The organism is Polyangium sp. 15x6, from assembly GCF_029960785.1.
GTDB lineage: Bacteria > Myxococcota_A > Polyangia > Polyangiales > Polyangiaceae > Polyangium.
The window spans coordinates 18,771-42,796 of record NZ_JASBQE010000024.1; the positions used below are offsets into that span (position 1 = coordinate 18,771).

The window sequence follows — 24,026 nt, forward strand, 5'->3', positions numbered from 1 at the left end:
CATAGCATTCCTCCGCCGCGGGCGAAGGAGGCGGGCGGCGTTATCCCTGTGCTCGGAGCGACGCCGACCCGCGGAGCTTGAGGGCGCGCGCGATGCCGCTGCGCAGCGTGCCCATCGTGACGATGCTCCCGAGGTCGAGGCCCAGGCAGATGAGCGTCTGCGCCACCTCGCGGCTGAGCCCCGTCAGCATCGCCTCGGCGCCGAGCAACTTGAGCGCCCCCGCCGTGCGGAGCAGCGTGCTGGCGACGGCCGTGTCCATCACCTTCACGCCCGTGATGTCGATGATCACGACCTCGGCCCGATGCGCCTGCGCGCCTTCGAGCGCCGTCGTGAGCACCTGCTCGGCCCGCTGCTCGTCGATCGCTCCGATGAGCGGCATGACCATGATCCGGTCCGTGATCGGGATCATGGGCGTGGACAGCTCCAAGAGGCGGGCGCTCTGCGCGCGGATGATCTCCTCCTGCAATCGGGCGCGCTCCTCTTCGCCCCGCGCCCGCTCGGAGAGCTCGTTCGAGAGGCGCTCGTTCGCGTCGAAAAGCTCCGCGGTGCGCCGCTCGACCTCGCTCTCCAGCGCCTCGTTCGAGCGCTTGAGCTCGGCGGTCATCTCCTGGAGTTGCTGATAGAGGAGCGCGTTCGCCACGGCGATCGCCGCCTGCGACGCGAGGAGCGTGCAATGCTCCGTCTGGCGCGGCGTGAACGCCTCCTTCACACAGTTGTTTTCCATGTAGAGGATCCCCCCGAGCTCGCCCTTCTGCACCATCGCCAGGCAGAGGACCGATTTCGGTTTTATCTCCGCGATGTAGGGATCGGCCGAGAATCGGCTCTCCGCGCCCGCGTCGCCGAGGACGATGGGCTCTCTCGTCCTCGCGACGTATTGCACGATGGTCCGAGGCAGGCCCGCGCTCTGCTCGAGCGGCGTCGAGAGGCCGAGCTCCACCCGGTCCGGCTCGACCGAGATCGAGGCCGCGATCACGAGTTGTGTGTCGCGCCCGAGGAGCAGGACCGCCCGCTGCGCGCCGCCAATCTCGATGACGAGCTTCAAGACCTGCTCGACCACCTTGTCGAGCACGAGCTCGGCCGCGATGGCCTGAGCGGACCGGACGACGGCCGCGGCCTCGAAGAGCTCGGCGGCGAAGGCCCTCGTCGTGGTCGTCGTCGTGAGGGAGCGGAGGTTCGCGGCGGCCGTGGTGGCGACGTTCGTCGCGGGTAGCGCCGCAGCCGGGGGGAGCAGGTGCGTATATCGTTCGGCGATGTCGTCCGCCTTCGCCGTGGCCCCCCAGCGTAGATAGGCGTAATGCGCGTCGGACATGTAGATGTGCGCGACCCGGGTCTTGCCCTTGGCAAGGTAGAGCCGCGCGCAGAGCTCGTTCGCGAGGGCTTCCAGCGAGGTAAAACCATTCTCGCGGGCAGCCTCGATGGCCGCGTCGTAGAGATCGATCGCCTCGGCGTCCCGCCCCGAAGCGCGGGCTTCTTCGGCCCGCACGAGCAGGAGCTTTTGCCGGAAGTTCTCGGGACAGCTTTCCGCGAGCCGCGCGAGCTTTTCCTGATGGGGAGCGGCCGCCGCCGCGTACCGCGCCCGCTCCTCGGGCGAGGCGCCCAGAGAGAGCGCATGACTCGCCATGCAGAGGTAGAACGAGAGCTCGGTCGCGAAGTATTGGCCCGCGCTGCTGCCGAGCTGCTCGTCCGCGCGCTTGGCCATTTCGAGCGCGGCCCGGGGATCGCCGTGGAGATAAAAGAGCTGGGCCTTCACCGTGTAATACCAGCACGTGATGAAGTGCGCCCCGGCCGCCTCGTGCGAGGCGACGAAGGCGGCCTCGTCGAACGACTCGCTGGCGAGGGAGGTGCGGCTCGCCGTGCGCCCCGTGAGGGCCGCGAGCGTGTGCTTCGTGATCGTCAGGAAGCCGATGGCCATCGCTTCCTTGGTCCGCTGCGTGAGCCCGAGGAACCGGTCGAGCTCCTCGCGCACCACGGCGAGATCCTCGCCGAGGCTCAGCCGGACGATCATCGTGTAGAAGCAGGCGTGCGACGTGTACACGAAATCGCCCGAGACGAGGTCGGACTCGTAGGCGCGCCTGTAATACGCGATGGCCTCCCGGACCGGCCTCGAGAAATGCAGGTACACGCCGAACACCGTGTTCACCATGGCCGTAATCTCGACGCTGCCGAACCTCTCCTGCAAGGCGAGCGCGAGCCGGCCATAACGATGGGCCTCCTCGTACCGATCCATCCCCCCGGCCAGGATGAAGCCATAAAGGACGTAGCCGTAGGCGGACCCATCCGAATGGCCGTATCGAAGGGAGATCTCGACCTGCTTCAGCGCGACGAGGGCGATGAACGTCGGTCCCTCGTAATAGGCCGGCGAGGTGAGGAAGATCAAAAGCTTCTGGACCGCCCTGCGCTCCGGATCGGTCATCTCCGGGGCGTCCACGAGATCCTCGATACGTCGCTCGCCGAGGATCGCGTCCACCTCCTCCATTCCCCGGGCAAGCAACGCCTTTCGCGCCTCCTCGCCTTCGGGGATCTCCACCCCGAAGCGCGCGAGGCCCCGGAGCCCGGCCTTGATGGCCTCGGGCAGCCGGCCGGCCGTGGTGCAGAGGTTCATGCGCAGGCAATCGACGTGCGCGAGCTCGAGCTTCGTCCGGGCGCGGGCGAGGAGCACCTCGAAGAGCGCGTCCGACACGTCCATGCGGCCATTGATGGCCTCGCATTCGGCTTGCTCCACGTGGAGCCAGTACGCGAGCTCAGGGTCCTCGTCCCAGCTCGACGCGGAGAGGAGCGCGAGCCCTGCCCCGAGATAACCGGCGGCGGCCTGGTACGCGGCGGCCGCCTTGGCCCTCCTCCCGGCCGCGAGGTTCAATCGGGCGAGCGTCGATCGTTCAGCGGGATCGGTGATCAGCTCGGCGCCGATGTCGAGGTGGTTCGTGATATCGAAGAGCTCCTCGCCGACCGCGTTCGCGGCGCGGCCCGCGAGCAGGAGCCGGCCAATGCGGAGGTGCGTCTCGCGCTCGCGGCCATCCCCGAGGAGCGCGTAGGCCGCGTGCTGCACGCGATCGTGGAGGAACCTGTAGGAGACGTCGAAGGCCTCGGTCGCCGACGGATCGGCGGCATCGATGAACCGGTCCTCGGTGTCGAGCTGCAGGACGAGGCCCTCCTCGAGCGCCTCCCAGAGGGCCGCGACCGCCTCGGTCATCGATTGCTCGCCGAGCGTGGCGAGCGTGCGCAGGGTGAACCTGTGCCCGACGCACGCCGCGAGCTTCAAGGCGCGCTGCGTGGAGGGCCTGAGCCCCCGCAGCTTGTGCATCATGAAATCGACGACGTTGTCCGTGATGTTCGCCCGCTGGATACGCTCGAGGTCCCATACCCAGGCGCGAGCGCGCGCGTCGAACGCGATCAGGTCTTGCTTGTGGAGGTCGCGCAGGAGCTGATGAATGAAAAACGGGTTTCCGTGGGTCTTCGTGAAGACGAGCTCCGCCAAGGGCGCGCACGCCTCGGCGTCGGACCCGAGGATATCGCCGATCATCTCCCCGACGGCCCGGGGTGAGAGCGGCTGGAGCGTGAGCGATCGGAGCGCGACGCCCTCCTTGCGGAGCTCGTCCAGGGCCGAAAGGAGCGGGTGTCCGGGCTCGACCTCGTTGTCACGATAGGCGCCGATCACGAGGAGGTAGCGGCTCTGCGGGCCGGAGAGGAGGATCCGGAGGAGCCTGAGCGACGCGGGATCGGCCCATTGCAGATCGTCGAGGAAGATGCAGAGCGGGTGCTCTTCGGCGGTGAACACGCGCGCGAAGCTTTCGAAGACGAGGGCGAACCGGTTCTGGGCCTCCGTCGGCGCGAGCTCCGGGAGGCTCGGCTGCGGCCCGAGCAGCAGAGAGAGCTCGGGGATGAGGTCGGCGATGAGCTGGCCGCTCAGCCCGAGGGCCCTCCGGAGCTTGCCCTGCCAGCGCGCGAGGGCCTCCGCGGGCTCGGTCAAGATGCGCCGAACGAGCTCCCGAAAGGTGTGGACGAAGGGGGCGTAGGGCACGCTTCGGTTGAGCTTGTCGAACTTGCCCGCGACGAAATACGCGCCGGGGCGGCGAGCGATGGCCTTGTGCATCTCGCCGACGAGGACCGATTTGCCCACGCCCGCATACCCGGCGACGAGCAGCCCCTCGGCTTTGCCTTCCCGCGCGCGATCCCACGCGGCGAGGAGCGCCCGCTCGTCGTCTTCCCTGCCATAAAGCCTGTGGGGCACGCGCAGCTCGCCGCCGAGGTCGAGCCGGCCGAGCGCCATGGGCCCGATCCACCCGTTCGCCTCCCATTGCCGCAGGCATTCGTCGAGATCGGCCTTCAGCCCGTAGGCCTGCTGATAACGGTCCTCCGCGGCCTTGGCCAGGAGCTTCATGGTGATGTCGGAGACGGCCTTCGGGATCTCGGGCGCGAGCTCGTGCGGGGGCGTGGCCTGCCGCGCGATATGGCTGTGCAAGAGCTCCATCGCGTCGGTCGAGCGGAAGGGCCGGACGCCGGTGAGCATCTCGTAGAGGGTGACGCCGAGCGAATAAAAATCCGTGCGGTGGTCGATCTGCCGGTTCATGCGCCCGGTCTGCTCGGGCGACATGTACGCGTGCGTCCCCTCGATGAGCTCCGAGCTCGCGGGGCGCTGGGTCTCCTGCGAGACGCGCGCGGCGATGCCGAAATCGATGAGCATGACCTCCCGCGTTCGAGGATTGTAGAGGATATTGGAAGGTTTGGTGTCCTTGTGGATCACGTGGGCGCGGTGCAGGGAATCCAGGATTCCCGCGACCGCGGAGGCGATGTGGAGCGCCGTGCCGACGTCGAGCCGCTTCTCCTCGAGGATCGTGTCGAGCGGCTCGCCGCCGCGGTCCTCCATGACGAGCGCGAGGCCGTTGCTGAGCCGCTCGAGGCCGTAGGCCGTGAGGATGCCGGGGATGTGCAGGCTCTTCAGGATGGCGTACTCGTGCCGGAGCTTCGCGATGTCCCGCGGGGTCGGGTGCTCGTGCTTGAGGAGCTTCACCGCGACCGGGGCGTGATCCGCGATTCTGTGGCCCCGATGGATGATGGTGGTGTCGGTCTCGTGAAGGATATCCGACAGGACGTAGCTGGGAAGACTCGAACGCATGGCATCCTCGACCGAACCCCCTGCAATCGTGGCCGTGGTTGCTCAACACGCGACGAACGGGCACCGACGGCATGGGGATCCCGTCCTCGGGTAGACCAATTCAATCGAAGTCTGTCAAGAAGGAAGCGCCCTCGCGATTCGCTCGGATCGCGGCGGAGATCACGGGGAAAGAGCATCGGCCTGTTTTGGCTGGCCGGCGAAGAGGATGTCCGGGTGTGGGGCGGATGCCCCGCGGCGGTAAAGCGCCAGAAATTTGTCAGTTACTCGCACTTCCCCGCGCGGCATGCGGGAGGCGACGGCGGGACACACGGGGGCACGATATGGCGGCACTCTGCAGCCGCAAATGCTGGACACTCGCGGCTTTCGGCCTCTGCGATGGCTGCCTTGACGGCATCGACCCCGGTGACGCTCACCGCGTCCGAGCACGCATCGAAGCAGGCTCCGGCGACGCCCACGAGCGTACAGTCCGTGTCGGTCGTGCAGGCGCGGTTGGCTTCGACGACGGCCTGAACCGCTTGAATGGCTCGATTCGAGCGCTCGGCGCAGCTGTTCGTGCTCTCGGCTCCGGTCGCGGGGGGGCTCGCGGTCCCGGACGAACTGCAGGCGCCGAGGAGCGCGGTTGCGGTGATCAGGGATCCGGCAAGGAGGGTGGAGACTCGCATGCACGCGAGAACGCAAGCAAGGGCTCCGACTTACACCGCCGACGCGCTGCCCCTTGACCCCCTCCCCCACCCCCGCCTACCGTCCTGCCCCGTGACGCCCGGGCCGCGCTTCTTGCCGTTCCTCTTCCCGGCCCTCGCGTTCGTCGCCTCTCCGCGCCTCGCGGCCGCCGACGAGACCCCTTCCCTCGCCGTCGAACCCGCGCCCGCCGGCGATCGCGCCTTCCTCGTCGAGCACGCCGACGTCCGCGGCCACCTCCTCCCCTCGGCGCGCCTCCTCGTCGATTACGCGCGCCGCCCCCTCGTCCTCCGGAACGACGCCGACGAGCTCGACCCGATCGTTTCAGATCAAACCTTCTTCCACGCCCTCGCGTCCCTCTCGCTCTTCTATCGGGCCACCCTCTCCCTCGACGTCCCCTTCTCCATCGCCCAGGCCGGGAGCGCCCCGCCCTCGGGCGACGCCTTCCCCCGCGCCGGCGTCGGGGCATCATTTGGCGACATACGACTCGGCGCCCGCGTCCGCCTCGCGGGGGGACTCGACGAAGCCGGACAGGGCGCTGCCCTCGGCCTCTCCGCGTCCCTCTGGCTCCCGACGGCCACCGACGGATATGCCGGCGACGGCGCCATTCGCGGGCGCTTCGCGCTCGTCGCGGAGGCCACGGGCAAGCGGCTCCACGGCGCCTTTTCCGGCGGCCTGCGCACCCGCCCGGCCGTCGCATTGCCGGGCGTCTTGCCGACGCGCGTCGCCACCTCCCTCACCTTCGGCCTCGCGGGCGGTTTTTTCGTGGATGGCGCGCGCAGCTTGAGCCTCGGCGGCGAGCTCTCGGCCGAGCTGCCTTTCCTCGGCGGCGCGCGCCTCTTCGATCCCCGCGCGACCGTCGCGCATGCGCTCGTCACGGGGCACTACCGCATCACCGGCGGACCGCTCGAAATCGGGCTCGCGATGGGACCCGGCCTCGGGCGTGGCGCGGGCAGCGCCGACGTGCGCGTGCTCGCGCTGCTCGGGTATGCGCCGGAGAAGGCCAAACCCCCGCCGGATCGGGACGAGGACGGCATTCCGGACAAGAGCGACGCTTGTATCGATCTCGTCGGCGTGGAATCGGGTGATCCCTTGCTGCACGGCTGCCCCGAACCTCCGCCCGATTACGACGGCGACGCCATTCCCGACGAGAACGACGCGTGCCCGCGCGCCGCGGGCGAGGCCACGTTCGTGCGCAAGACGCACGGCTGCCCGAAGGACACGGACGAGGACGGCGTGCCCGACAAGAAGGACGCCTGCCCCACGGAGCCGGGCCCGAAGCCGCCCGAGGGCAATGGTTGTCCGAAGCCGAAGGAGCCGGAGCCCCCGCCCGTCGCGTCGCTCGCCGAGCAGGAAATCGTGATCTCGCAGCAGGTGCAATTCGAGACGGGCACGGCCGTGCTGCGGCCGGAGAGCGACGGCGTGCTCGGCGAGGTCGCGCGGGTGCTCACGGATCACCCGGAGGTCACGCGGGTCGAGGTGCAAGGCCACACGGACGACACGGGCAGCCCCGACGTGAACCGCAAGCTCGGGCAAGACCGCGCCGAGAGCGTGGTCGAATGGCTGGTCCGGCGCGGCATCGCTCGCGGGCGGCTCGTGCCGAAGGGATACGGCTCGGACAAGCCAATCGCGGACAATACGACGGAGGAGGGCCGCAGCAAGAACCGGCGCGTCGAGTTCCGGATCCTCGAAAAAAAGCCGGCGGCGAAGGACGAGGCCAAGCCCGCGAAGGGAGGCGCGAAATGAGCCGCGCGAAGTTTTTCGCGATCGCCGCGCTCGCGATCGCCTCGGTTTCGGGCCCGGGCCGGGCCGAGGAGCCGGGCGAGGACCGGGCCGCGATGGGCCCCGAGGTGCTGCACAACCCGACGCTGGAGCGGACGGCCGAGCAAGGCATTCTCCGCGCCGTTCCCATTTCGATCGAGCTCCCCATCGACATCGCGCTCCGCGCGCGCCGCGTGCTCGTGCATTACCGGCTCTGGGGGGATCCGGACTGGACGGCGCTCGAGCTCCGCCGAAACGGCGCGAAATACGAGGGCGCGATCCCGTGCCTCGAGATCAGCACCGTCACGGGGGATCTCCGCTACTACATCCGCGTCCACGACGCCGAGGGCCGCGTGATCGCCACGGGCGCGTCCCGCGCGCGGCCGTACCTCGTGACCATCAAGCACGACACGGTGCTGGAGCCCGGCCAGGGCAGCGGCGCGAAATGTCCCGATCCGGCCGATTGCCCCGCGGGCCTGCTCGGCTGCCCGAGCGAGCGGGTCGTGGAGATCGCCTGCCAGTCGGACGCCGATTGCGAGGGCGGCACGACGTGCAGCTGGCGCGGGTTCTGCGAACGCGCCGATCGGCGCAAGAACTGGTTCACCCTCGGCGTGCAGCAAGACGTGGGCGCTTTCGCCACCGCGGGCGCTTGCAGCCTGTATTCGCAGGAAAACGAGGGGTTTGCCTGTTTCCGCGCGGACGACGCGCAATACACGGGCACGCCGGTCCAGACGAACGCAAAGCTCTCCGGAGGCCTCGGGCCGACGCGGGTCGTCCTCGGATACGAGCGGCTGATCCATTACGACACGACACTCGGCGTCCGGCTCGGCTGGGCCTTCTTCGGCGAGGGACCGACGCCGCGCGAGGGCACGGCGTTCGTGCCGTTCTCCGTCGCCGCCCGCGCGACGCACTGGTTCGGCGACGACCTCTTCGCCCGCTCCGGGCTCCGGCCTTACGCGTTCCTCACCGGCGGATATGCGATGGTCGACGTGAAGGGGAGCACGGTCGTCCGGGAAAACCCGCTCGCTCCGCCGTACCAGGGCGGCAATGACCTGGAGCAGGAGGTCACGGTCTGGAAACGCGCGGGCGACGGCTTCGTCGGCGCCGGGACGGGCCTCGCATTCGCGTGGGAGAGCCGCCGGGCGGCCTTCGTGGAGGTCGCGGCGCATGCCGTGTTCCCGTTCGGCGCGTTCGTGCTCGCGCCGAGCGCGGGGGTTACACTCGGCTTCTGAAGGGAGGCTCGGATTGTTGCAAGCGTTGCTCCGGAACCTCTGTCTCGGGTGGGCGAGCGCCGTCCTCGTGGCCGGCTGCGCGTCGGACGCATTGACCCCGCCCGAGGCCCGCATCGATACCCCCGGCGCCTTCGTGGCCGTGGAGGGATATTACGAGCCGGGCGAGCTCACGCTCGTCCGCATCCTCGATCGCCTGCAATTCGAGGAGGCGCGGCTCTTGTTCATGACGGTCCACGACGCCCGCCCCGAGACCTACGACGAGGCGCGCGAGCTCGCCAAGGACCACGAGCTCCCGATCCGCGAGCTCATTCGCATCGAGCCGGACACCGTGGTCACGCAATCGCCGCACCGTGTCGTCTGGTTCCGGACGCTCACGGCCAAAGAGCAGGAGCGCGTGCCGTGAAATCGCAAAAGCTCGCCCTCGTCGCGCTCGTCGCTATCGCCCTCGGCGCCCTCGCCGCGCCCCTCGCCTGCACCCGGCACGCCGACATCCGCGACGAACCGGATAGCTCGATCATCGACCGTCCCCCCGAGTTCGACGCCGGCGGCATCCCCGAACTCGACAGCGGCCTCGGCAGCGACGCCTATCCGCTCTGCGCGGATCGACCCACGGGCAAATGCGTCGGCTCGAACGATTTTCCTTGCGGATTCGAGGATTGGGTCCTCGCGACGGCGAAGGCCTGCCAGGAGGCCTCGGGCTGCACGACGAACGGCTGGCTCGAGGTGAAGATGGGCTCCAGCGGGTGCGTCGAGCTGATCGGGATGGAGGAGCCGAACGACGAGGTGGTCGCCTGCCTCGTCGCGGAGATGGGCGCCGTGAAGTGCCCGTGCGGCGAGGGGATCACGAAATACTATTTCGGGGCGGGGAACGTCGGGCCGTGCGGCTCGATGTGAGGTGGTTCGTCACTTCGGAATGGCGCCCTCGCCGGGCTCGAGGTTGTTCATGATGGCCCCGACGTCGCACGCCTGAAGATACGTCGTGAGGACCTCCGCGCGGCGCGGCAAGAACACGTCCGTGAGCGCCTCCGAGAGCGTGCCGTTCTCGTCGATGTGGACCTCGCCGAGCGTGGACGGGAACGAGAGCCCGCAGCCGAGCGACCGATCCGGGCCGAGGAAACGCTGCGGCGCGTGGCAACCGGCGCAGGTGAGCGAGGTCGCGCGGTGCAGGACCGCCTCGGGCGTGAGCGGATCCGTCGGGGGGCAATCCTTGCCGAGCTCGTAGATGTCGAGCCCCATCTGGATCTCGGCCGCGAAATCGGCCCCCGCGACGCCGATCCCGCGCGACGCGTAATCGACGGACGCGTCCCCGGAGACGACGCTCTCGCCCATGTTGAAGTGCTTGCCGGTCCGCATGCGGACCTTGGGGAACTCCTTCTGCGCGAGATCCCAGAGGCTGAAATTGACGAACTCGCTCCGGAAGCTCACGGCGGCCTCCGACGCGTTCGCGCTATCGAAGAGCTCCGGCAGGGGGTTGTTTTTGACGGTGACGGGCTGGAACGTGAGCTTGAACTCCATCGACCCCGGCGGCATGCGCTTCAGGTGATACTCGCGCATCTCCCAGGGCTCCTGCATCTGCTGGCTCACGCGCACCTGGCCGTGCGAGGAGCCGTAAGGATCCTCCTCGCTGGAGACGGCGCCGTAATGGTCGGGGTGGACGACGGGCAAGAAGCCCTGCACGCCCGTGAAGAAGAGCTGTTCGAGCGTGTCGGCGACGACCTCCACGTTCGTCTCGGTCGCGAAGCTCCCCCACGCCTCGGCCACGGGACGGCAGGCCGTGACGACGTCGAAGCCCGACGGGTTCGGCAGCGCCGCCTCGAAGATCAAAAACACGCGATTCGCCGGGTCCGTGCGGCCCGAGGTCTTCGCGTACACGATGCGGTGCTCGCCGCAGTTCGAGCCCGACGTGGGCGTGAGGTCGAAGCGGTTGACGATCGCCACGGGCACGAAGGAGTCGGGGTGGCCCGCCTCGAAGAGCCCCGAGCTCGACGCGAGCGCCCCCTCGGCCCGCGGGCAGAAGAGGGCCGCGCCGTTCTTGAACGCGGCGTTGTCCGGATCGTCGCAATGGGGGTTGTCCGCGAAGACCCCATCGGCCGCGGGGTTCTGCGCATCGAAGAGGCGCTTGACGAGCTCCTCGGGCGTGGTCTCTTCCCCCGCGAGCGTGATGATCTGATTCAGGACGCGGTCGAGGCTGAAGCGCGCGAGCACGGCCGGATCCCGCACCACGAGCGCGCGGCTGTCCGCGGCGATGGAGATGTCCGCATTGCAAACGGGGACGTCGGGGTAGTCGACCGGGGGCTTGTCCGGAGGATCGGGGATGGGGAAATCGGGTTGCTCGCCCGAGCTGCTCGGCACGATCCCACCCTCGCTGTGCCCCCCGCAGCCCACGAGAAGGCCGAGGACCGCCGCCACCGCCAATGGCCGAACACCCAAGCACGAAAGCTCGAAAGCCATGAGTCCCTCCACCCTGGAAAGTAACGAGAATCTTTCGAGAGTATCGGGCCCCACGTCGGGGTCAAGAGCGAGCGCGCGTCAGGACTCGGCCGACGAGGCTGCGGTCGAGCTCTCGTCCGGCTTGGACGAAGCGTCGGGGACGCGGCCGCCAATGGAGACGAGCATCTCGGCGACGGCGGCATGCGTGCGGTCGCGCAGATCAACGACACGCGCCGACTCCTTGCCCGTGGTGATGGGATGGATCGGCTTGCCCACGCGCACGCGCACGAGGCGCATGGAGCCGTCGCCGGTATCGAGGGCGCCCTTCTGCATGAGGTTGCCCGCGCCCTCCAGCGCGACGGGCACGACGGGGACGCCGGCGCGCACGGCGGCATAAAAGCCGCCCATCTTGAACTCCTTGAGGACGCCGTCCTCGCTGCGCGTGCCCTCGGGGAAGATGAGCAAGGGTTTTCCGCGCCCGAGGACCTCCTGGAAGCGCTTGATGACCTCGGCCGCGACGCGCGGCCCGCCTCCACGCTCGACCGGGACGTGCCCCGCGAGCTTGAGGTGCCAGCCGAGGAAAGGAATGTTCATGAGCTCGCGCTTGGCGGCCCACTTGTAATCCCCCGGCAGGACCGCGCCGAGGACGAGGATGTCGAGCAGGCTCTGGTGATTCGAGGCATAGACGTACGCGCCGTCGGTGGGCACGTTCTCGAGCCCCGTGGCGTCGACGTCGATGTGCAGCCCCCGCGCGCTCGACTTGCACCAGCGCTTCATTGCCCAGGTGCTGGCGCGGTGATCGTTCGTGACCGGGCCGAGCGTGAGCGAGATCGTCCCATACCCGACGGTGCGAGCGGTGAAAGGAATCCACTGACGCGCGGCGCGAATGGCTTCTCGGAGCTGCATGGATCAGGCTTCCTAACACCACGCGGGAAGCAATTCCAGACCTGCAAAGTGCGCAAAATGATACGCGGTATGGCAGCTCAGAGTGGGTCCATGATGAGGCCATAACCCACGACCTCTGGCTTGCCCGCTCGCTCGAACTTCACGGTGAAGATTCCCGGCTCGTTCTCGCTCTGCATCACGGCGCGGCGCATCGTGCCCGCCCACTCGGCCCATACGACGGCGCCGGCTTTGCCTTTCCATTTGATCGGGATCCGCTGCAAATCGGCCTCGTCGGCGATCAGCGCCGCGCCGCCGAATCCCAGGCAGAACCAGCGCTTCACCCCGCCCGCCTCGAACGGCGAGACGAGCAGCACGTGCCGGTACTCGCCCTCCTGCCGGTGCGCCGCATAGTTCCCGGGCTGGAGCCCTTCGACCTGCTTGACCCAGCGCACCCCCTTCAAGAGCCCCTCGGGCGCGCGCGCCTCCATGTCCGTGTACCGGACCGCGATCCGATCCTTCACGTACCGCCGCACGACGGCGTGCTTCATCACGCCGTTCCACTCCGTCAGCACGACGTCGTTGAGCCTCGGCTTCACGTTGTCCGGCACCGGGATCACGTAGCCCGGGTGGACCTTGTACGACGGGCCGCCGCCCTTCCCCTCGATGACGAGGTCGTCGCCGTCGAAGCCGATCGCCGTGGCCGCGTAGAGCACGAGCGTCGAGCCGATGCGCGCGTTCGACAGCATGGGCTCGGAGAACGTGAAGACGCGGCGCTGCGGGTCGAGCTTGATCTTGCGCGGGGGCAGGCCGAGCGGGTTCGGCTGCGGCGACTTGGGCTGCGGGGGCTGCGTGGGGCTCGGCGCGATGAACGAGCCGAGCGGCGGCGGATCGGGCGATCCGCTCGCAGCGGGCGTCGCCTCGGTGGTCGTCGACGACCCGCTGCTGCACGCGGCGAGCAGGGCCGCGGCGAAGAGGCCGCGGGCCAGGGGTCGTTCGAGGCCGAACATCAGCCGGGATCTTTGCCGCGTCGCGGCCGGTCTGGCGAGCAAAAAGCGACCGGGGAGGCGCTCGAACCGGTCGATTGGAGCACAAACGATGTGGGGCGCGCGCCTCAGTGAAAGTCGCGTGATCGCGTGGGAACGCCGCGTTTGCCGGGCGCGTCGAGGCGATCGAGGGCCTCGGCGAGGAGGTGAACGACTTCACCCTGCCGCTCGACCCGGCCTCGCACGGCCATGATCTTCGCGTATCGCGCGGCTGCGTAGCTCGCCTCGAAGAGGTCCTTGCGCACGATGACGTTGACCACGCCGGTCTCGTCTTCGAGCGTGACGAACGTGACGCCGCTCGCCGTGGCCGGGCGCTGTCGGCCCACCACGAGGCCCGCGACACGCACGGACTCGCCGGTGCGCCGCTCCTTGATCGAGGCCGCCGTCACCGTGCCCTCCTGCTCGAGCCGCGGGCGCAGGTGCCGCAAGGGGTGGTCGTGCAGGGACAAACCCACCCGCCCGTAGTCGAGCACGAGCTGCTCGGCGGGGCGCATCTTCGGCAGGCCCACGTCCTTCTCTTCTTCGAGCGGCACCTTCGCGAAGAGCCCGTCCGGCAGGCGCGGCGCGCGGGCTCGCCAGAGCGCCTCGCGCCGGCTCGGGACGAGCGCTTCGAGCGCGCCCGCCTCCGCGAGCGCCTCGACCTCGTTCTTCTGCAGGCCCGCGCGCCGCACGAGATCCGCGACGCCCGTGAAAGGCGCCTCCGCGCGCGCCCGGAGCACGCCCTCGGCCCCGCCCCAGCCGAACCCTTTTACGAGGCGCATCCCGAGCCGGATCACGCCCGGATCTTCGAGGAAGTGATCCCAGCCGCTCGACACGACACACACGGGCCGCACGATCACGCCGTGCCGCTGCGCGTCCTGCACGAGGGAAGAGGGGGAGTAAAACCCCATCGGCTGGGAGTTCAGGATCGCGCAGGTGAACGCGGCCTGGTGGTGGACCTTGATCCACGCGGAGGCGTAGACGAGCAGGGCAAAACTCGCCGCGTGGGACTCGGGGAAGCCGTACTCGCCGAAGCCGTGGATCTGCTGGTAGAGCTGCTCGGCGAAGCGGGCCGAGATGCCCTTCTCGGAAAAACCGCGCAGGAGCCGCTCGCGGTGCCGCGCGAGGCGGCCGTGCTTCTTCCACGCGGCCATGTCGCGCCGGAGCTGATCGGCCTCGCCGGGCGTGTAGCCCGCGCCGACCATCGCGATCTGCATGACCTGCTCCTGAAAGAGCGGGACGCCGAGCGTGCGCGAGAGGATCTCGTCGAGGCAAGGGTGCGGCGAGATCGGCGCCTCCTGCCCCGTGCGGCGGCGCAGGTACGGGTGCACCATGCCGCCCTGGATCGGGCCCGGACGCACGAGCGCGACCTCGATCACGAGGTCGTAAAACACCTTCGGCTTGAGGCGCGGCAGCATCGACATCTGCGCGCGGCTCTCGATCTGGAAGACGCCCACGGTGTCGGCGCGCTGGATCGCCTGGTAAACGGCCGGATCCTCGGCGGGGATGCGGGCGAGCGCGTCGATCGGGTCGAAGGGTTCGTCCGGGCGCGCGCGCTCGTGGATCATCGCGAGCGTCTTGCGGATCGCGGTGAGCATGCCGAGGGCGAGGATGTCGACCTTGAAAAAGCCGAGCTCGTCGAGGTCGTCCTTGTCCCAGGGGATGACGGATCGGCCGGGCATACGCGCGGGCTCGATCGGGGCGACGTGGTGGAGCGGCGCGGCCGAGAGCACGAAGCCGCCCACGTGGATCGACAGATGCCGCGGCATGCCTTCGAGCGCGTTCGCCAGGAAAATCACCTGCCGCAGGCGCGCGTCGTTCGGGTCGAAGCCGAGCTCGGCGAGCTTCTTCTCGCTCGTGTCGGCCTCGTGGTAGAGCGCCAGCCCGCTCAGCCGATCGAGCTGATCCGTGGTCAAACCGAAGACCTTGCCGACCTCGCGGAGCGAGCTCTTGCCGCGGTAGCAGATGACCTCGGAGACCATGGCGGAGCGGTCGCGGCCGTACATCTCGTAGATGGCCTGGATGACCTCCTCGCGCCGCTCGTGCTCGAAGTCGACGTCGATGTCCGGAGGCTCGCGCCGCTCGGGCGAGAGGAAACGCTCGAAGAGCAGGCTCGATCGCGCCGGATCGACGGCCGTGATGCCGAGGACGAAGCAGACCGCGCTGTTCGCCGCGCTGCCGCGGCCCTGGCAAAGGATTTTTCTCTCCCGCGCCAGAGATACGATCTGCTGGACACTCAAGAAGTACGGGGCGACGTCGAGCAGCTTGATGAGATCGAGCTCCTTCTCGATCTGCGCCGCGACGCGGGACGGCGTGCCCTCGGGGTAGCGGTCGCGGCAGCCCGCGTAGGTCAGGCGGCGGAGCGCGTCGTCGGGGGTCTCGCCGGGCAAACAGAGGCCCTCGCTCGGGAAGTGGTAGCGGATCTCGGCGAGCGAGAAGCGGCAGCTCTCGGCGACCTCGACGGTGCGCCCGACCCAGGCGGGCTCGTCGCGGAACAGGTTCAGCATCGAGGCGGCGCCGCGCAGGGCGGCCTCGGCGTTCGGGGCGAGCAGGGCGCCGGCCTGATCGAGCGTGGTCTTGTGGCGGATGCAGGTGAGGACGTCGGCGAGGGGCTTGCGGCCGCCGTGGTGGAAGAGCGGGCGCGCGGTGGCGAGGACTGAGAGGCCGTAACGAGCGGAGGCCTTCGTGGTGGCTTCGAGGCGGGGCGCGTCGCCGCGGTCGAGGTGGCGAAAGGTGGCGAGGAAGGCGCGCTCGGCGAAGGCGTCGCGGAGCGGCCCGAGGAGCGCCTCGGTCGCGAGCGCGGGGGTCGCGAGCGGGACGAGGGCGAAGAGGCCGCGGTGCGCCTGCGCGACGTCCTCGACCGTGATGCCCGCCGTGCCCTTCTCGTGGGTCGCATGGGCGAGCGTGAGCAGGCGGCAGAGGTTCGAATAACCCTCGTGATCCTGGGCGAGCAGGACGATGCTGCCGCTCCGGACGCCATCCCGCTCGATCGTGAGCTCAGAGCCGACGATGTACGGTTGTTCGAGCTTCTTCGCCTCCGCGTGCGCCCGCGCCGAGCCGTAGAGGCCGTCTCGATCTGCAATGGCAATCGCGGACAAACCGAGCTCGTGCGCCCGCCGCACCATCTCCTCGGGCTGCGAGGCGCCTTCGAGGAACGAGAACGCCGAGCGCGCGCAGAGCTCGGCGAACGCGGGTTTTTCCGCGGGCCCCTCGGGCGGAGGCTCGGGAGAGCCACCGGAGACGACGGAGAGGGCCGGCCTTCGTCGGTTCATTCGCACCAGCCCTGGAGGTACCCTTCCCCGGTCGTCCGGTCCACGAAGACCCACGCGAGCCCGGCCGCCCGCGACGCCCCCTCGGCCTTCGGCCCCGCCGGCCCCTTCCCGCTCGTGGCGCCCGGCACGAGCCAGGCGACCCCGTAATCCCGCGAGGCCGAAGAGCTCGTCCACCACTCGACCCCGTCGAGCCGCATCACGAACCGCAAGGACTCGATGGCGTAGAGACGATTGTCCACGGCGACGACCGCGCCCTTCGTGATGCGGCCGATCGGGACGGGCGTCGGGAAGAGCCGTGTGGGCAGCGGGACATCGCGATCCTCGGCGGCTTCGAGGTCATCGGCTTTCGCGGGGGCGCGCTTCTGGTCGAGATCCCGGACGGGGACGAGCTTCGAGCGCGCTTCGGGCTTGTGGGCGTGCGTCGCTTCGAGCACGCCCACGCGATCCTGGCCGATCTCGGCGGAGAGCTCGGCGAGCAGGGCCGGCAGGGCGTCCGGACGAACGGCCTTGTCGCGCGAGAGGTCGATCTGGACGCGCCGCGCCTCGACGATCTGCGAGACCTCGAGATGGACGCCGACGGCCGGCGCGAAGAGCTCGGCGCGCTCGAGCTTGGCCCGGAGCGCGCGGTGGAGGTCGCCCGCGTCGGAGAGCGCCGAGGGCAGCTCGATCGAGAGCGAGAGGACCGGCTCCTTGCCTGGATCGCGCAGGCTCGCGATGGAGCGATCGAGCGGGATCGTGAGGGAGAGCGAGAGGCAAGCCTCGCCGCGGGCGCCGAGGCGGGCGGCGAAGCGCGAAGTCATGCCGCGGAGGACGAAGAGGATGGGCTCGACGCTTCCGATCGGGTCGTCAAAACTCGTCTCCTCGACGATCGTGCGCGGGGGCGCGTACGGGACGAGCGGCAGATCGTCGCGGCCGGAGGCGAGATCGAGCACCTCGGCGGCGCGCAGGCCGAGCCTCGGCGTGAGCTCGCCGCGCGGGAGCTTCGTCAGGGCCTCGACCGTGAAGATGCCGAGCCGGCCGAAGAAGGCTGCCGTGTCGGCATCGAGCGGCAGCGCCGTGAGCGGCAGCGGGCCGAGGACACGCGCGCCGGGCTTGGCGACGACCGTCGGGTGCGGGGCTTTTCGCACCACGAGGGCCGATCCGCTGGCGAGAACCGGGCTCGCGGCGAACCGGGCGAGGGCGCGGGCGATGCGCGGACCGTCGGCGATCGCGGCGAAGACCTTGTGGCCGAGCGCGTGGATCCGCTCGCAGAGCTCGTCGAGCAGGGCCTCCTCGCCGCCCACGAGGTGCGCCGCGCCCGTGACGTCGAGGAAGACCGTGTCGAAGGGCGCGTCGCCCGCCGGGCCGCGGCGTTTGTCCTCGTCGGGGTGCTCGGGCGCCAGCCGAACGGCCGCGGTCGTCCCGAGGCTCAAACAAACCTCCGCCACGCGACCGAGCGCCGCGTCGACCTCCGTGAACGAGACGTTCTGGATCGTGAGCTCGGCGAGCGTCGCTTGCGCCTCGGCCACGCGCTGGCCGGGGCGGATCCCGTACCGCCATGCGGCCTCGTCGACGAGATCAAGCGTGGCCGTGGCGCGGTCCTCGGCCTCCCCTCCCCCGTCCGGTTTGCCCCGGGAGAACAGCACGGCGAGCGGGCCGTCCGCGTGGCTCTCCTCGTGGGCGCGTTGCCGCGCGAGCTCGCAGCCGAGCTGGGGCAAGACCACCGCCACGATTCGCCGGCCCATCACCCGATCCTCATGCGCCCATCATGCGCTCTTTCCAAGCTCGATCGACTGCGCCCCCGTCACGCGGCCGCGGCGGTCCTTGGCGACCCGCAGGCCGAGCCGATCCTCGCCGAGCCGCTCGAGCTCGATGCGCATCGCGGCCGGCAGCGGCATCGCGCGGGAGGCGGCCGCGTCCGTGAGCAAGAGGACGGTCGTGTCGCTGCCCTCGACGGCGAGGGCGAGGCGGCGGACGATCGTGACCCACCGGTCGAGCCGGGCCTCGCCGCGGCAGCCGGGCACGCCGGCCGTGTCGACCACGACCACGGAGAAGGCGTGGCAGCCGGCGACGCGGACGGCGACGCGGGCGAGGTCGTCGAGGTTCGGCCGGACGACGAGCAGCCGGTCGGGATCGACGCCGGCGCGGCCGAGGGCGGGCGCGAAAAGAGTTTGTGTGGGGTCGAGCCAGGCGCACCAGGCTCCGCGCGTGTCGCTCTCGCCGCGGAGGCGGGCCTCGGCTTGCGCGGAGGCGCAGAGGGACAAGGCGAGCGTCGTCGAGCGGGCGAGCCCCTGGGGCGCCGTCAGCTCGACGACGGCGCCTCGCGGCAGGCCTCCCTCGGGCAAGGACGCGTCGACGGTGCGGAGGCCCAGGGGCAGGGCCTTGGCGCGCCCGGAGAGGCCCTCGATGGCAGGACGAACGAGGGCGCTCTGGAAGAGCTCCTTGTGGCGGGCGTCGGCGTCCGGGGCGAGGACCGTGGCAGCGGCGCGGTGCATACTGAACACCCTACCAGGTACCTGAACGCGGGCCAAGAAAGATGACACGAACCGGGCGCCCGTGACGGACATAAGCTGTCCGAGCACCGGTGAACTTGTCCGGTGAAGACCGAAATCGGCAGGCGGGGCCCCGGTTCGTGTCCTGGACGACGGATCAGCCGAGGACCACTGAACAGACCGGGCGAGGCGGTCGAGGGCAGGTCAGCGGCGCGCCCGCGCCCCGCGCCCCGCGTTTGCTTCCGCTTCCGCCTCCGCTTCCGCTTCCGCGCCTGCTTCCGCCTCCGCCTCCGCGCTCGCTGCCGCGATCCGCTTCCGCTTGCGCTTCCGCGGCGCGGCCGCTTCCTCTGCCACCCGCGCGCCCGGCGACGCCGCGTGCGCCACGTCCGAGAGGCGCGAAAGGAGCTCGCGGTGCTTCCTCGACCGCCGCCGCACGAGCCAGGGGAACAAAAGCCGCGGGATCAGGAACGCGAACATCAAGACGGCGACCCCGGCCAGCGCCGCGGCGAATCCATCTTTCGTGGTGGTCGCAATGGCCACCGCGACGGGCAATCCTCCGCCGAGCCCGAAGCCGAGACCGATGCCCAGGTACAAGGCCGCGGCGAAATTCGTGTATCGCTCCTCCACGCGTACGAGGGTCTTTCCATTGCGCGACCGCACCGTGACCGACAGTTGCCTCGGCTGCGATTGCGGGTGCACCGTGGGCGTCCAGGTCAGGGTTTTTCCCACGATCTGCACCTGCCCCGCGTCGCCCGTCACGCTGCGAATCACGTCGACGATATCCTCGTGCGAATCGGACGTGATTTCACCCTCGATCTCCTCCTCGAACAGCGTCCGCAGCGGCGCGCCGAGCCACCCGCCTCGGGCTTTCGGCTCCTCGGGCGGCGCATGCTCGACCGCCGCGCCTCGAATGGCCGTGCGCGGAATGCCGAGCTCGCCCGCGTGCCGGACGAGCTCGGCCTCGGTCATCGAGGTCTCGACGGCCTGCGTCTCGGCGTCCTGCTCGGCGAGCTCCAGGGCCCGGCGCAGGATGCGGCGCACTTCGGCCGGGGAGAGTCGACGTTCGCGGAAAGGGTCGTCCATGACCGCGGAAGGATACACGGGTTGATCCGGCCGCGCGCGCGAAGCGTGTCGCCATGCGTCGCGAGCAGCCGGACGGCGGCGGGTTCAGGGCTCGACGCCTTCGGCCTCGGCGCCTTCGCCCGTATCGACGTCTTCGCCCCTGGCCGCGTCGGGCTTCCGGAAGAAGGACTCGACCCACGACCTCGGCAGCTTCTTCGCCGTCGCGATCTTGAGCAGCTCCGCGTAGGTCACGGTCCGCAGGGCGTTGATGCCCTCCTTCCATTCGTCGGTCTCGTTCGTGACGAGTTGCCGATTGCCTTTGGCCGTGGTGCGCACGTCGAGCGCCTCGAGCGCGGCTTTGCTGAGCGTGTCGATCGGGGCCGCGAAGGGCGTGAGCTCGTGATTCGGGCCGAGCTTCTTGGCCTCGGGCAGCAGCACTTTGCGCGTCTTCTCGCATTGGTCGCGCAGCCCCTTGCGCACGAATTGCCCCGGGGCCGCGCTGCCGAAGAACTTCGCGAGCAGCTCCGGCACGAACGCGCGCACGGCGGCGGCGAAGCGCTTCGTGAGCGAATCGAGCCGCTCGTTACGGACCGCGACCACCGCCTCGGCCCGGGTCACCTCTCGGCGAGCAGCGCGCTCCTGCGCGAAGAGGCCCTCCCACTCGCCGATGGCCTCGGCGAAGGGCGGGGCGAGCCCGGCGGCGTCCTCGTCGGCGGCGAGGGCAGACTCGGAGAATTCGAGCTCGTCGAGGAAATAAAGCATACCATAGGTGTTCGGAATCCGGCGCATGCGAAGTGCGCTACCGTACCACGCCCCGTCACGTCAAGCGAAAGTTGCCGCGGACGCTTGCCTACCCCCGTGCGCTCCGTGGAGGGACCCGAAACACGCGTCGCCTGGCGGCGTGCACGTCGAGCCGCCGGGGAGGAGACGCGCGATCTACCGGCGAACAGGCCGTGACCACGGGAGGATCACGTCTCGTCTCGGCGAGGGCGGGCCGCGCGCGGGGGAGGATCAGGGGCGTTTTCGCCGGGTGATTTTCGCGGAGCGGGAGAGAGACGGGTTCGTCTGGCTCCGCTCCGCCGGAGAGTGGAGGAGGATCGCGTCTGGGCGCGGGTCGCGCCGCTCTTGCTGGGCGGTTAGACTACCAGACATGGGCTCGATGGCGACGAAGCTCACCACGTCCTTGGGGCTCGCCCTCGGCTTGGGATGCGTGTTCACGCCGCTCGGCTGCGCGAGCGGCCGACGAGGAAGCGGAGAAGGAGCGGTGCAAGCAGGTCAAGCAGAGCTGTATCGTATACTGTTCCGATACGATACTGGACCAAGGGATTCACGAACCGCATTTTACCCGCTGTCCGAGAGTGTTCGGGAAACGGCATGACGTCGAAGAGAACTGCACCGGCGCCCTTCGCAGGCCAGATGTACCTCCGGAGCGTGTACGCCGTCGCCGAGCGTATCCCCGACGAGCCACGTTTCCCGTACACTCTCCCGTTCGTCCGCGGCCTCGACCTCGGGCTCGATCAGCCGGTCACCTTCTTCGTGGGCGAGAACGGCTCCGGGAAATCGACGCTGCTCGAAGCGATCGCGGACCTCTGCGGCCTGCACGTGGGCGGCGGAGCGAACACCGACGTGCTCGCCAGCTATCACGAGAGCGGCTCCGAGCTTGCCCGCGTGCTGCGCCCGCGCTTCCGTCATCGCCCCCGGGACGGCTTCTTCTTCCGCGCCGAGACGCTCGTGAACTTCGCGACGCTCCTCGAGGAACGAAAACGCGATCCGGATTTCCTCGGCGATCCCTACATGTACTACGGCGGCAAATCGCTGCACCTCCGGTCACACGGCGAGGCGTTCCTCACCGTGTTCCAAGAGCGCGTGCACGAGGGGCTCTTCCTCATCGACGAGCCGGAGGCGGCGCTGTCACCGCAACGCCAGCTCACGCTGCTCTATCTGCTACGTGATCGCGTCCTGCGCGGCCGGGCGCAGTTCATCATCGCCACGCACTCGCCGATCCTGCTCACGTTCCCAGGCGCCGTCATCATCGACTTCGACGACCCCGCATTGCCCCACGTCGCATTGCAGGAGACGAAGCATTACCAGATCACGCGAGGCATCCTGGAGCGTCCGGAGCGGTACTGGAAGGTCGACGGCGGCGACGACTGATTTTTCCACCACCACGAACTTGCCCGCGCGCCGACAGCCACGTTAGGAGCCGCTCGCCCGGAAGAACCCACCGAGGAGAGATCGATGAAGACGAAAGGCAAGAAGGCAGCGAAAAAGAGCGAGGCAGGCAAGAAGGGCGCGAAAGCCGCCGCAGCCGCCGCCGCCCTCGAATCGATCGCGCCGCCGCCCGTCGCGCTCGCGCCGGCGCCCGCAGCAGAGCCGGCCGCGATCGACGAGGATTCCAAAGCGCCCGCCGCCTCCGAGCGCAGGCCCATCTCGATCGAGGAGCGCCGCCGCATGATCGCGCTCGCCGCGTATCGCCGGGCCGAGACGATCGGATTCGGGAAGACCAATCCCGTCGAGGACTGGCTCGTCGCCGAGCGCGAGATCGACGCCATGCTCGTCGGCGGGGTCCACATCTGAGCGAAGGGGAAAAACCTCCCCCGGCGCCACCCGCCGCAGCTGATCCGGGCCGGCTGCGCGAGGTGGCGCTCTTGTTAAAGTCGGAATCTCGTTCGCCCGACTTCACCGGTAAATCAAGAGAAACCGGCTGCACGTTTCGACGCACTGCGCTACCGTCCGGCCGCCATGATCGTCATGAAGTTCGGCGGCAGCTCCGTCGCCAACCGCAAGCAGATCGAGAAGGTGCTCGCGATCGTCCGCGGGCGCGCGGCGCGTACGCCGCTCGTCGTGAGCTCGGCCCACAAGGGCATGACCGACGCGCTGCTCTCGGGCGCGCGCGAGGCCGCCCGCGGCGTCTACGCCCCCGAGCGCGTGATCGAGCGCCAGACCGCGATCGCCCGCGAGCTCGGCTGCGACGACGCTCTGCTCGCGCCGTTTTTCGAAGAGATCTCGGCCCTCTACCGGGGCCTGTCGCTCGTGCGGGAGCTCAGCTTGCGCAGCCTCGACTACGCCGCGAGCTTCGGCGAGCGCATGGCCGTGCGGGTCATCGCCGATTTTTTCACGCGACAAGGTCTGCCCGCCCAGGCCTTCGACGTCTGGGATCTCGGCTTCCTCACGGACGCGGCGTTCGGCTCGGCGCGTCCCCTGCCCGGCTACGAGGCCGCGATGCAGCGCGCGGTGCAGGAGCGCGTGCCGGCCGGCGTCGTGCCCGTCGTGACGGGCTTCGTCGGAAAGACCGAGGCCGGCGACATCACGACCGTCGGCAGGAACGGCAGTGATCTCACGGCGACGCTCGTCGGCGCCGCGCTCACCGCCGAGGAGGTCGAGATCTGGAGCGACACCGACGGCGTGATGACCGCGGATCCGAGCGTCGTGAAGAAGGCCCGCTCGATCTCCGAGATGCGCTTCGACGAGGCCGCGGAGCTCGCCTACTTCGGCAGCCGCGTCCTGCACCCGTCGACGCTCGTGCCGGCGATGCAGAAGAACATCCCGGTCCGCGTGCTCAACACGAACCGGCCCGAGCATCCCGGCACGGTCATCCGCGAGAGCGCGCCCGCGAGCGAGCTGCCCGCGACGAGCATCGCCTACAAGGAAGGGCAGCTCGCCGTGACGATCCTGTCGACGCGGATGTTCGGAGCGGCGGGCTTCCTCGGCGAGGCGTTCCAGGCGCTCGGGCGGCACGAGGTCGTGGTCGACATGATCGCGACGTCGGAGGTGAGCGTGTCGTTCACGACGGACCGCCGCGAGCCCTTGGAGCGCGCCCTGCTGGACCTCCAGCGGCTCGGCGAGGTGCGGGTCGAGGCGGGAAAGACGCTGATGGTCGTGGTGGGCCGGAGGCTCGCGGAGCAAGCGGGGCTCGGAGCTGCTATCTTGCAGGCCGTCGCGGACGCAGGTGTGAACGTGGAAATGGTGAGTTACGGCATGAAGAGCATCAGCCTGACGATGCTCGTGGCCGACAAGGACGTAGGCGCGGCGGCCGCGGTGCTGCACGAGAGGCTCTTCGAGCGCGCTTGACGCCGGCCGCCGTGTGGTCGATTGCAAGG

16 protein-coding genes are annotated in these 24,026 nt (G+C 69.5%); 7 read left to right on the forward strand and 9 right to left on the reverse strand.

Annotated features, from left to right (window positions below; all coding sequences use genetic code 11):
- Positions 1 to 40: 40 nt before the first annotated feature.
- Entirely contained in the window at positions 41 to 5,113 is a 5,073-nt protein-coding gene (locus QHF83_RS19395; RefSeq protein ID WP_282419355.1) for an AAA family ATPase, read from the reverse strand.
- A gap of 753 nt (positions 5,114 to 5,866) precedes the next feature.
- On the opposite strand from QHF83_RS19395, the gene QHF83_RS19400 reads away from it, so the two are divergent.
- From QHF83_RS19400 to QHF83_RS19415, 4 genes are read left to right on the forward strand one after another with little or no spacing between them, the layout of a single operon-like run.
- A complete protein-coding gene (locus QHF83_RS19400) occupies positions 5,867 to 7,537 on the forward strand; it encodes an OmpA family protein (RefSeq protein ID WP_282419356.1) in 1,671 nt (556 codons plus the stop codon).
- Positions 7,534 to 8,784: a hypothetical protein gene (locus QHF83_RS19405; RefSeq protein WP_282419357.1), complete on the forward strand. Its 1,251-nt coding sequence runs from the start codon at positions 7,534 to 7,536 to the stop codon at positions 8,782 to 8,784. Before QHF83_RS19400 ends, QHF83_RS19405 begins: the two co-directional genes overlap by 4 nt.
- 13 nt (positions 8,785 to 8,797) lie before the next feature.
- Complete coding sequence (locus tag QHF83_RS19410) at positions 8,798 to 9,187, forward strand: hypothetical protein (protein WP_282419358.1); 390 nt, start codon at positions 8,798 to 8,800, stop codon at positions 9,185 to 9,187.
- A complete protein-coding gene (locus QHF83_RS19415; protein WP_282419359.1) occupies positions 9,184 to 9,678 on the forward strand; it encodes a hypothetical protein in 495 nt (164 codons plus the stop codon). The genes QHF83_RS19410 and QHF83_RS19415 overlap by 4 nt, the downstream gene beginning before the upstream one ends.
- A gap of 9 nt (positions 9,679 to 9,687) precedes the next feature.
- Here QHF83_RS19415 and QHF83_RS19420 read toward each other — a convergent pair whose 3' ends face one another.
- The 8 genes from QHF83_RS19420 to QHF83_RS19455 form a co-directional block, all read right to left on the reverse strand.
- Positions 9,688 to 11,235 carry a hypothetical protein gene (locus tag QHF83_RS19420; protein ID WP_282419360.1) on the reverse strand — a complete coding sequence of 516 codons (1,548 nt, stop codon included), beginning with the start codon at positions 11,233 to 11,235 and terminating at the stop codon, positions 9,688 to 9,690.
- Between the two features lie 78 nt (positions 11,236 to 11,313).
- Positions 11,314 to 12,120, reverse strand: a complete 807-nt coding sequence (locus QHF83_RS19425; RefSeq protein ID WP_282419361.1) for a lysophospholipid acyltransferase family protein — start codon at positions 12,118 to 12,120, stop codon at positions 11,314 to 11,316.
- A gap of 77 nt (positions 12,121 to 12,197) precedes the next feature.
- The gene (locus tag QHF83_RS19430) at positions 12,198 to 13,106 is read right to left on the reverse strand and encodes a hypothetical protein (RefSeq protein ID WP_282419362.1); all 909 of its coding nucleotides are present in this window, start codon (positions 13,104 to 13,106) and stop codon (positions 12,198 to 12,200) included.
- Positions 13,107 to 13,210: 104 nt separating this feature from the next.
- Complete coding sequence (locus tag QHF83_RS19435; RefSeq protein WP_282419363.1) at positions 13,211 to 16,393, reverse strand: error-prone DNA polymerase; 3,183 nt, start codon at positions 16,391 to 16,393, stop codon at positions 13,211 to 13,213.
- Complete coding sequence (locus tag QHF83_RS19440) at positions 16,390 to 18,117, reverse strand: DNA polymerase Y family protein (protein ID WP_282419364.1); 1,728 nt, start codon at positions 18,115 to 18,117, stop codon at positions 16,390 to 16,392. The genes QHF83_RS19435 and QHF83_RS19440 overlap by 4 nt, the downstream gene beginning before the upstream one ends.
- Positions 18,118 to 18,138: 21 nt before the next feature.
- Positions 18,139 to 18,867: a recombinase A gene (locus QHF83_RS19445; RefSeq protein ID WP_282419365.1), complete on the reverse strand. Its 729-nt coding sequence runs from the start codon at positions 18,865 to 18,867 to the stop codon at positions 18,139 to 18,141.
- Between the two features lie 201 nt (positions 18,868 to 19,068).
- On the reverse strand, positions 19,069 to 19,947 hold the full coding sequence (locus QHF83_RS19450; RefSeq protein ID WP_282419366.1) for a hypothetical protein: 879 nt from the start codon (positions 19,945 to 19,947) through the stop codon (positions 19,069 to 19,071).
- A gap of 84 nt (positions 19,948 to 20,031) precedes the next feature.
- Positions 20,032 to 20,715, reverse strand: coding sequence for a hypothetical protein (locus tag QHF83_RS19455; RefSeq protein ID WP_282419367.1), 684 nt, complete (start codon positions 20,713 to 20,715; stop codon positions 20,032 to 20,034).
- Between the two features lie 585 nt (positions 20,716 to 21,300).
- On the opposite strand from QHF83_RS19455, the gene QHF83_RS19460 reads away from it, so the two are divergent.
- The 3 genes from QHF83_RS19460 (at position 21,301) to QHF83_RS19470 (ending at position 23,997) form a co-directional block, all read left to right on the forward strand.
- Positions 21,301 to 22,080, forward strand: coding sequence for an AAA family ATPase (locus QHF83_RS19460; RefSeq protein ID WP_282419368.1), 780 nt, complete (start codon positions 21,301 to 21,303; stop codon positions 22,078 to 22,080).
- 84 nt (positions 22,081 to 22,164) lie between these two features.
- On the forward strand, positions 22,165 to 22,503 hold the full coding sequence (locus QHF83_RS19465; protein ID WP_282419369.1) for a DUF2934 domain-containing protein: 339 nt from the start codon (positions 22,165 to 22,167) through the stop codon (positions 22,501 to 22,503).
- 165 nt (positions 22,504 to 22,668) lie between these two features.
- Positions 22,669 to 23,997, forward strand: a complete 1,329-nt coding sequence (locus tag QHF83_RS19470; protein WP_282419370.1) for an aspartate kinase — start codon at positions 22,669 to 22,671, stop codon at positions 23,995 to 23,997.
- Positions 23,998 to 24,026 lie beyond the last annotated feature (29 nt).

Excerpts from the sequence above, each read along its gene's own strand:
- QHF83_RS19395 (WP_282419355.1), bottom strand. The coding sequence starts at position 5,113 with ATGCGTTCGAGTCTTCCCAGCTACGTCCTGTCGGATATCCTTCACGAG.
- QHF83_RS19405 (WP_282419357.1), top strand. The coding sequence starts at position 7,534 with ATGAGCCGCGCGAAGTTTTTCGCGATCGCCGCGCTCGCGATCGCCTCG.
- QHF83_RS19420 (WP_282419360.1), bottom strand. The coding sequence starts at position 11,235 with ATGGCTTTCGAGCTTTCGTGCTTGGGTGTTCGGCCATTGGCGGTGGCG.
- QHF83_RS19425 (WP_282419361.1), bottom strand. The coding sequence starts at position 12,120 with ATGCAGCTCCGAGAAGCCATTCGCGCCGCGCGTCAGTGGATTCCTTTC.
- QHF83_RS19430 (WP_282419362.1), bottom strand. The coding sequence starts at position 13,106 with ATGTTCGGCCTCGAACGACCCCTGGCCCGCGGCCTCTTCGCCGCGGCC.
- QHF83_RS19435 (WP_282419363.1), bottom strand. The coding sequence starts at position 16,393 with ATGAACCGACGAAGGCCGGCCCTCTCCGTCGTCTCCGGTGGCTCTCCC.
- QHF83_RS19440 (WP_282419364.1), bottom strand. The coding sequence starts at position 18,117 with ATGGGCCGGCGAATCGTGGCGGTGGTCTTGCCCCAGCTCGGCTGCGAG.
- QHF83_RS19445 (WP_282419365.1), bottom strand. The coding sequence starts at position 18,867 with ATGCACCGCGCCGCTGCCACGGTCCTCGCCCCGGACGCCGACGCCCGC.
- QHF83_RS19450 (WP_282419366.1), bottom strand. The coding sequence starts at position 19,947 with ATGGACGACCCTTTCCGCGAACGTCGACTCTCCCCGGCCGAAGTGCGC.
- QHF83_RS19455 (WP_282419367.1), bottom strand. The coding sequence starts at position 20,715 with ATGCGCCGGATTCCGAACACCTATGGTATGCTTTATTTCCTCGACGAG.
- QHF83_RS19460 (WP_282419368.1), top strand. The coding sequence starts at position 21,301 with ATGACGTCGAAGAGAACTGCACCGGCGCCCTTCGCAGGCCAGATGTAC.
- QHF83_RS19465 (WP_282419369.1), top strand. The coding sequence starts at position 22,165 with ATGAAGACGAAAGGCAAGAAGGCAGCGAAAAAGAGCGAGGCAGGCAAG.
- QHF83_RS19470 (WP_282419370.1), top strand. The coding sequence starts at position 22,669 with ATGATCGTCATGAAGTTCGGCGGCAGCTCCGTCGCCAACCGCAAGCAG.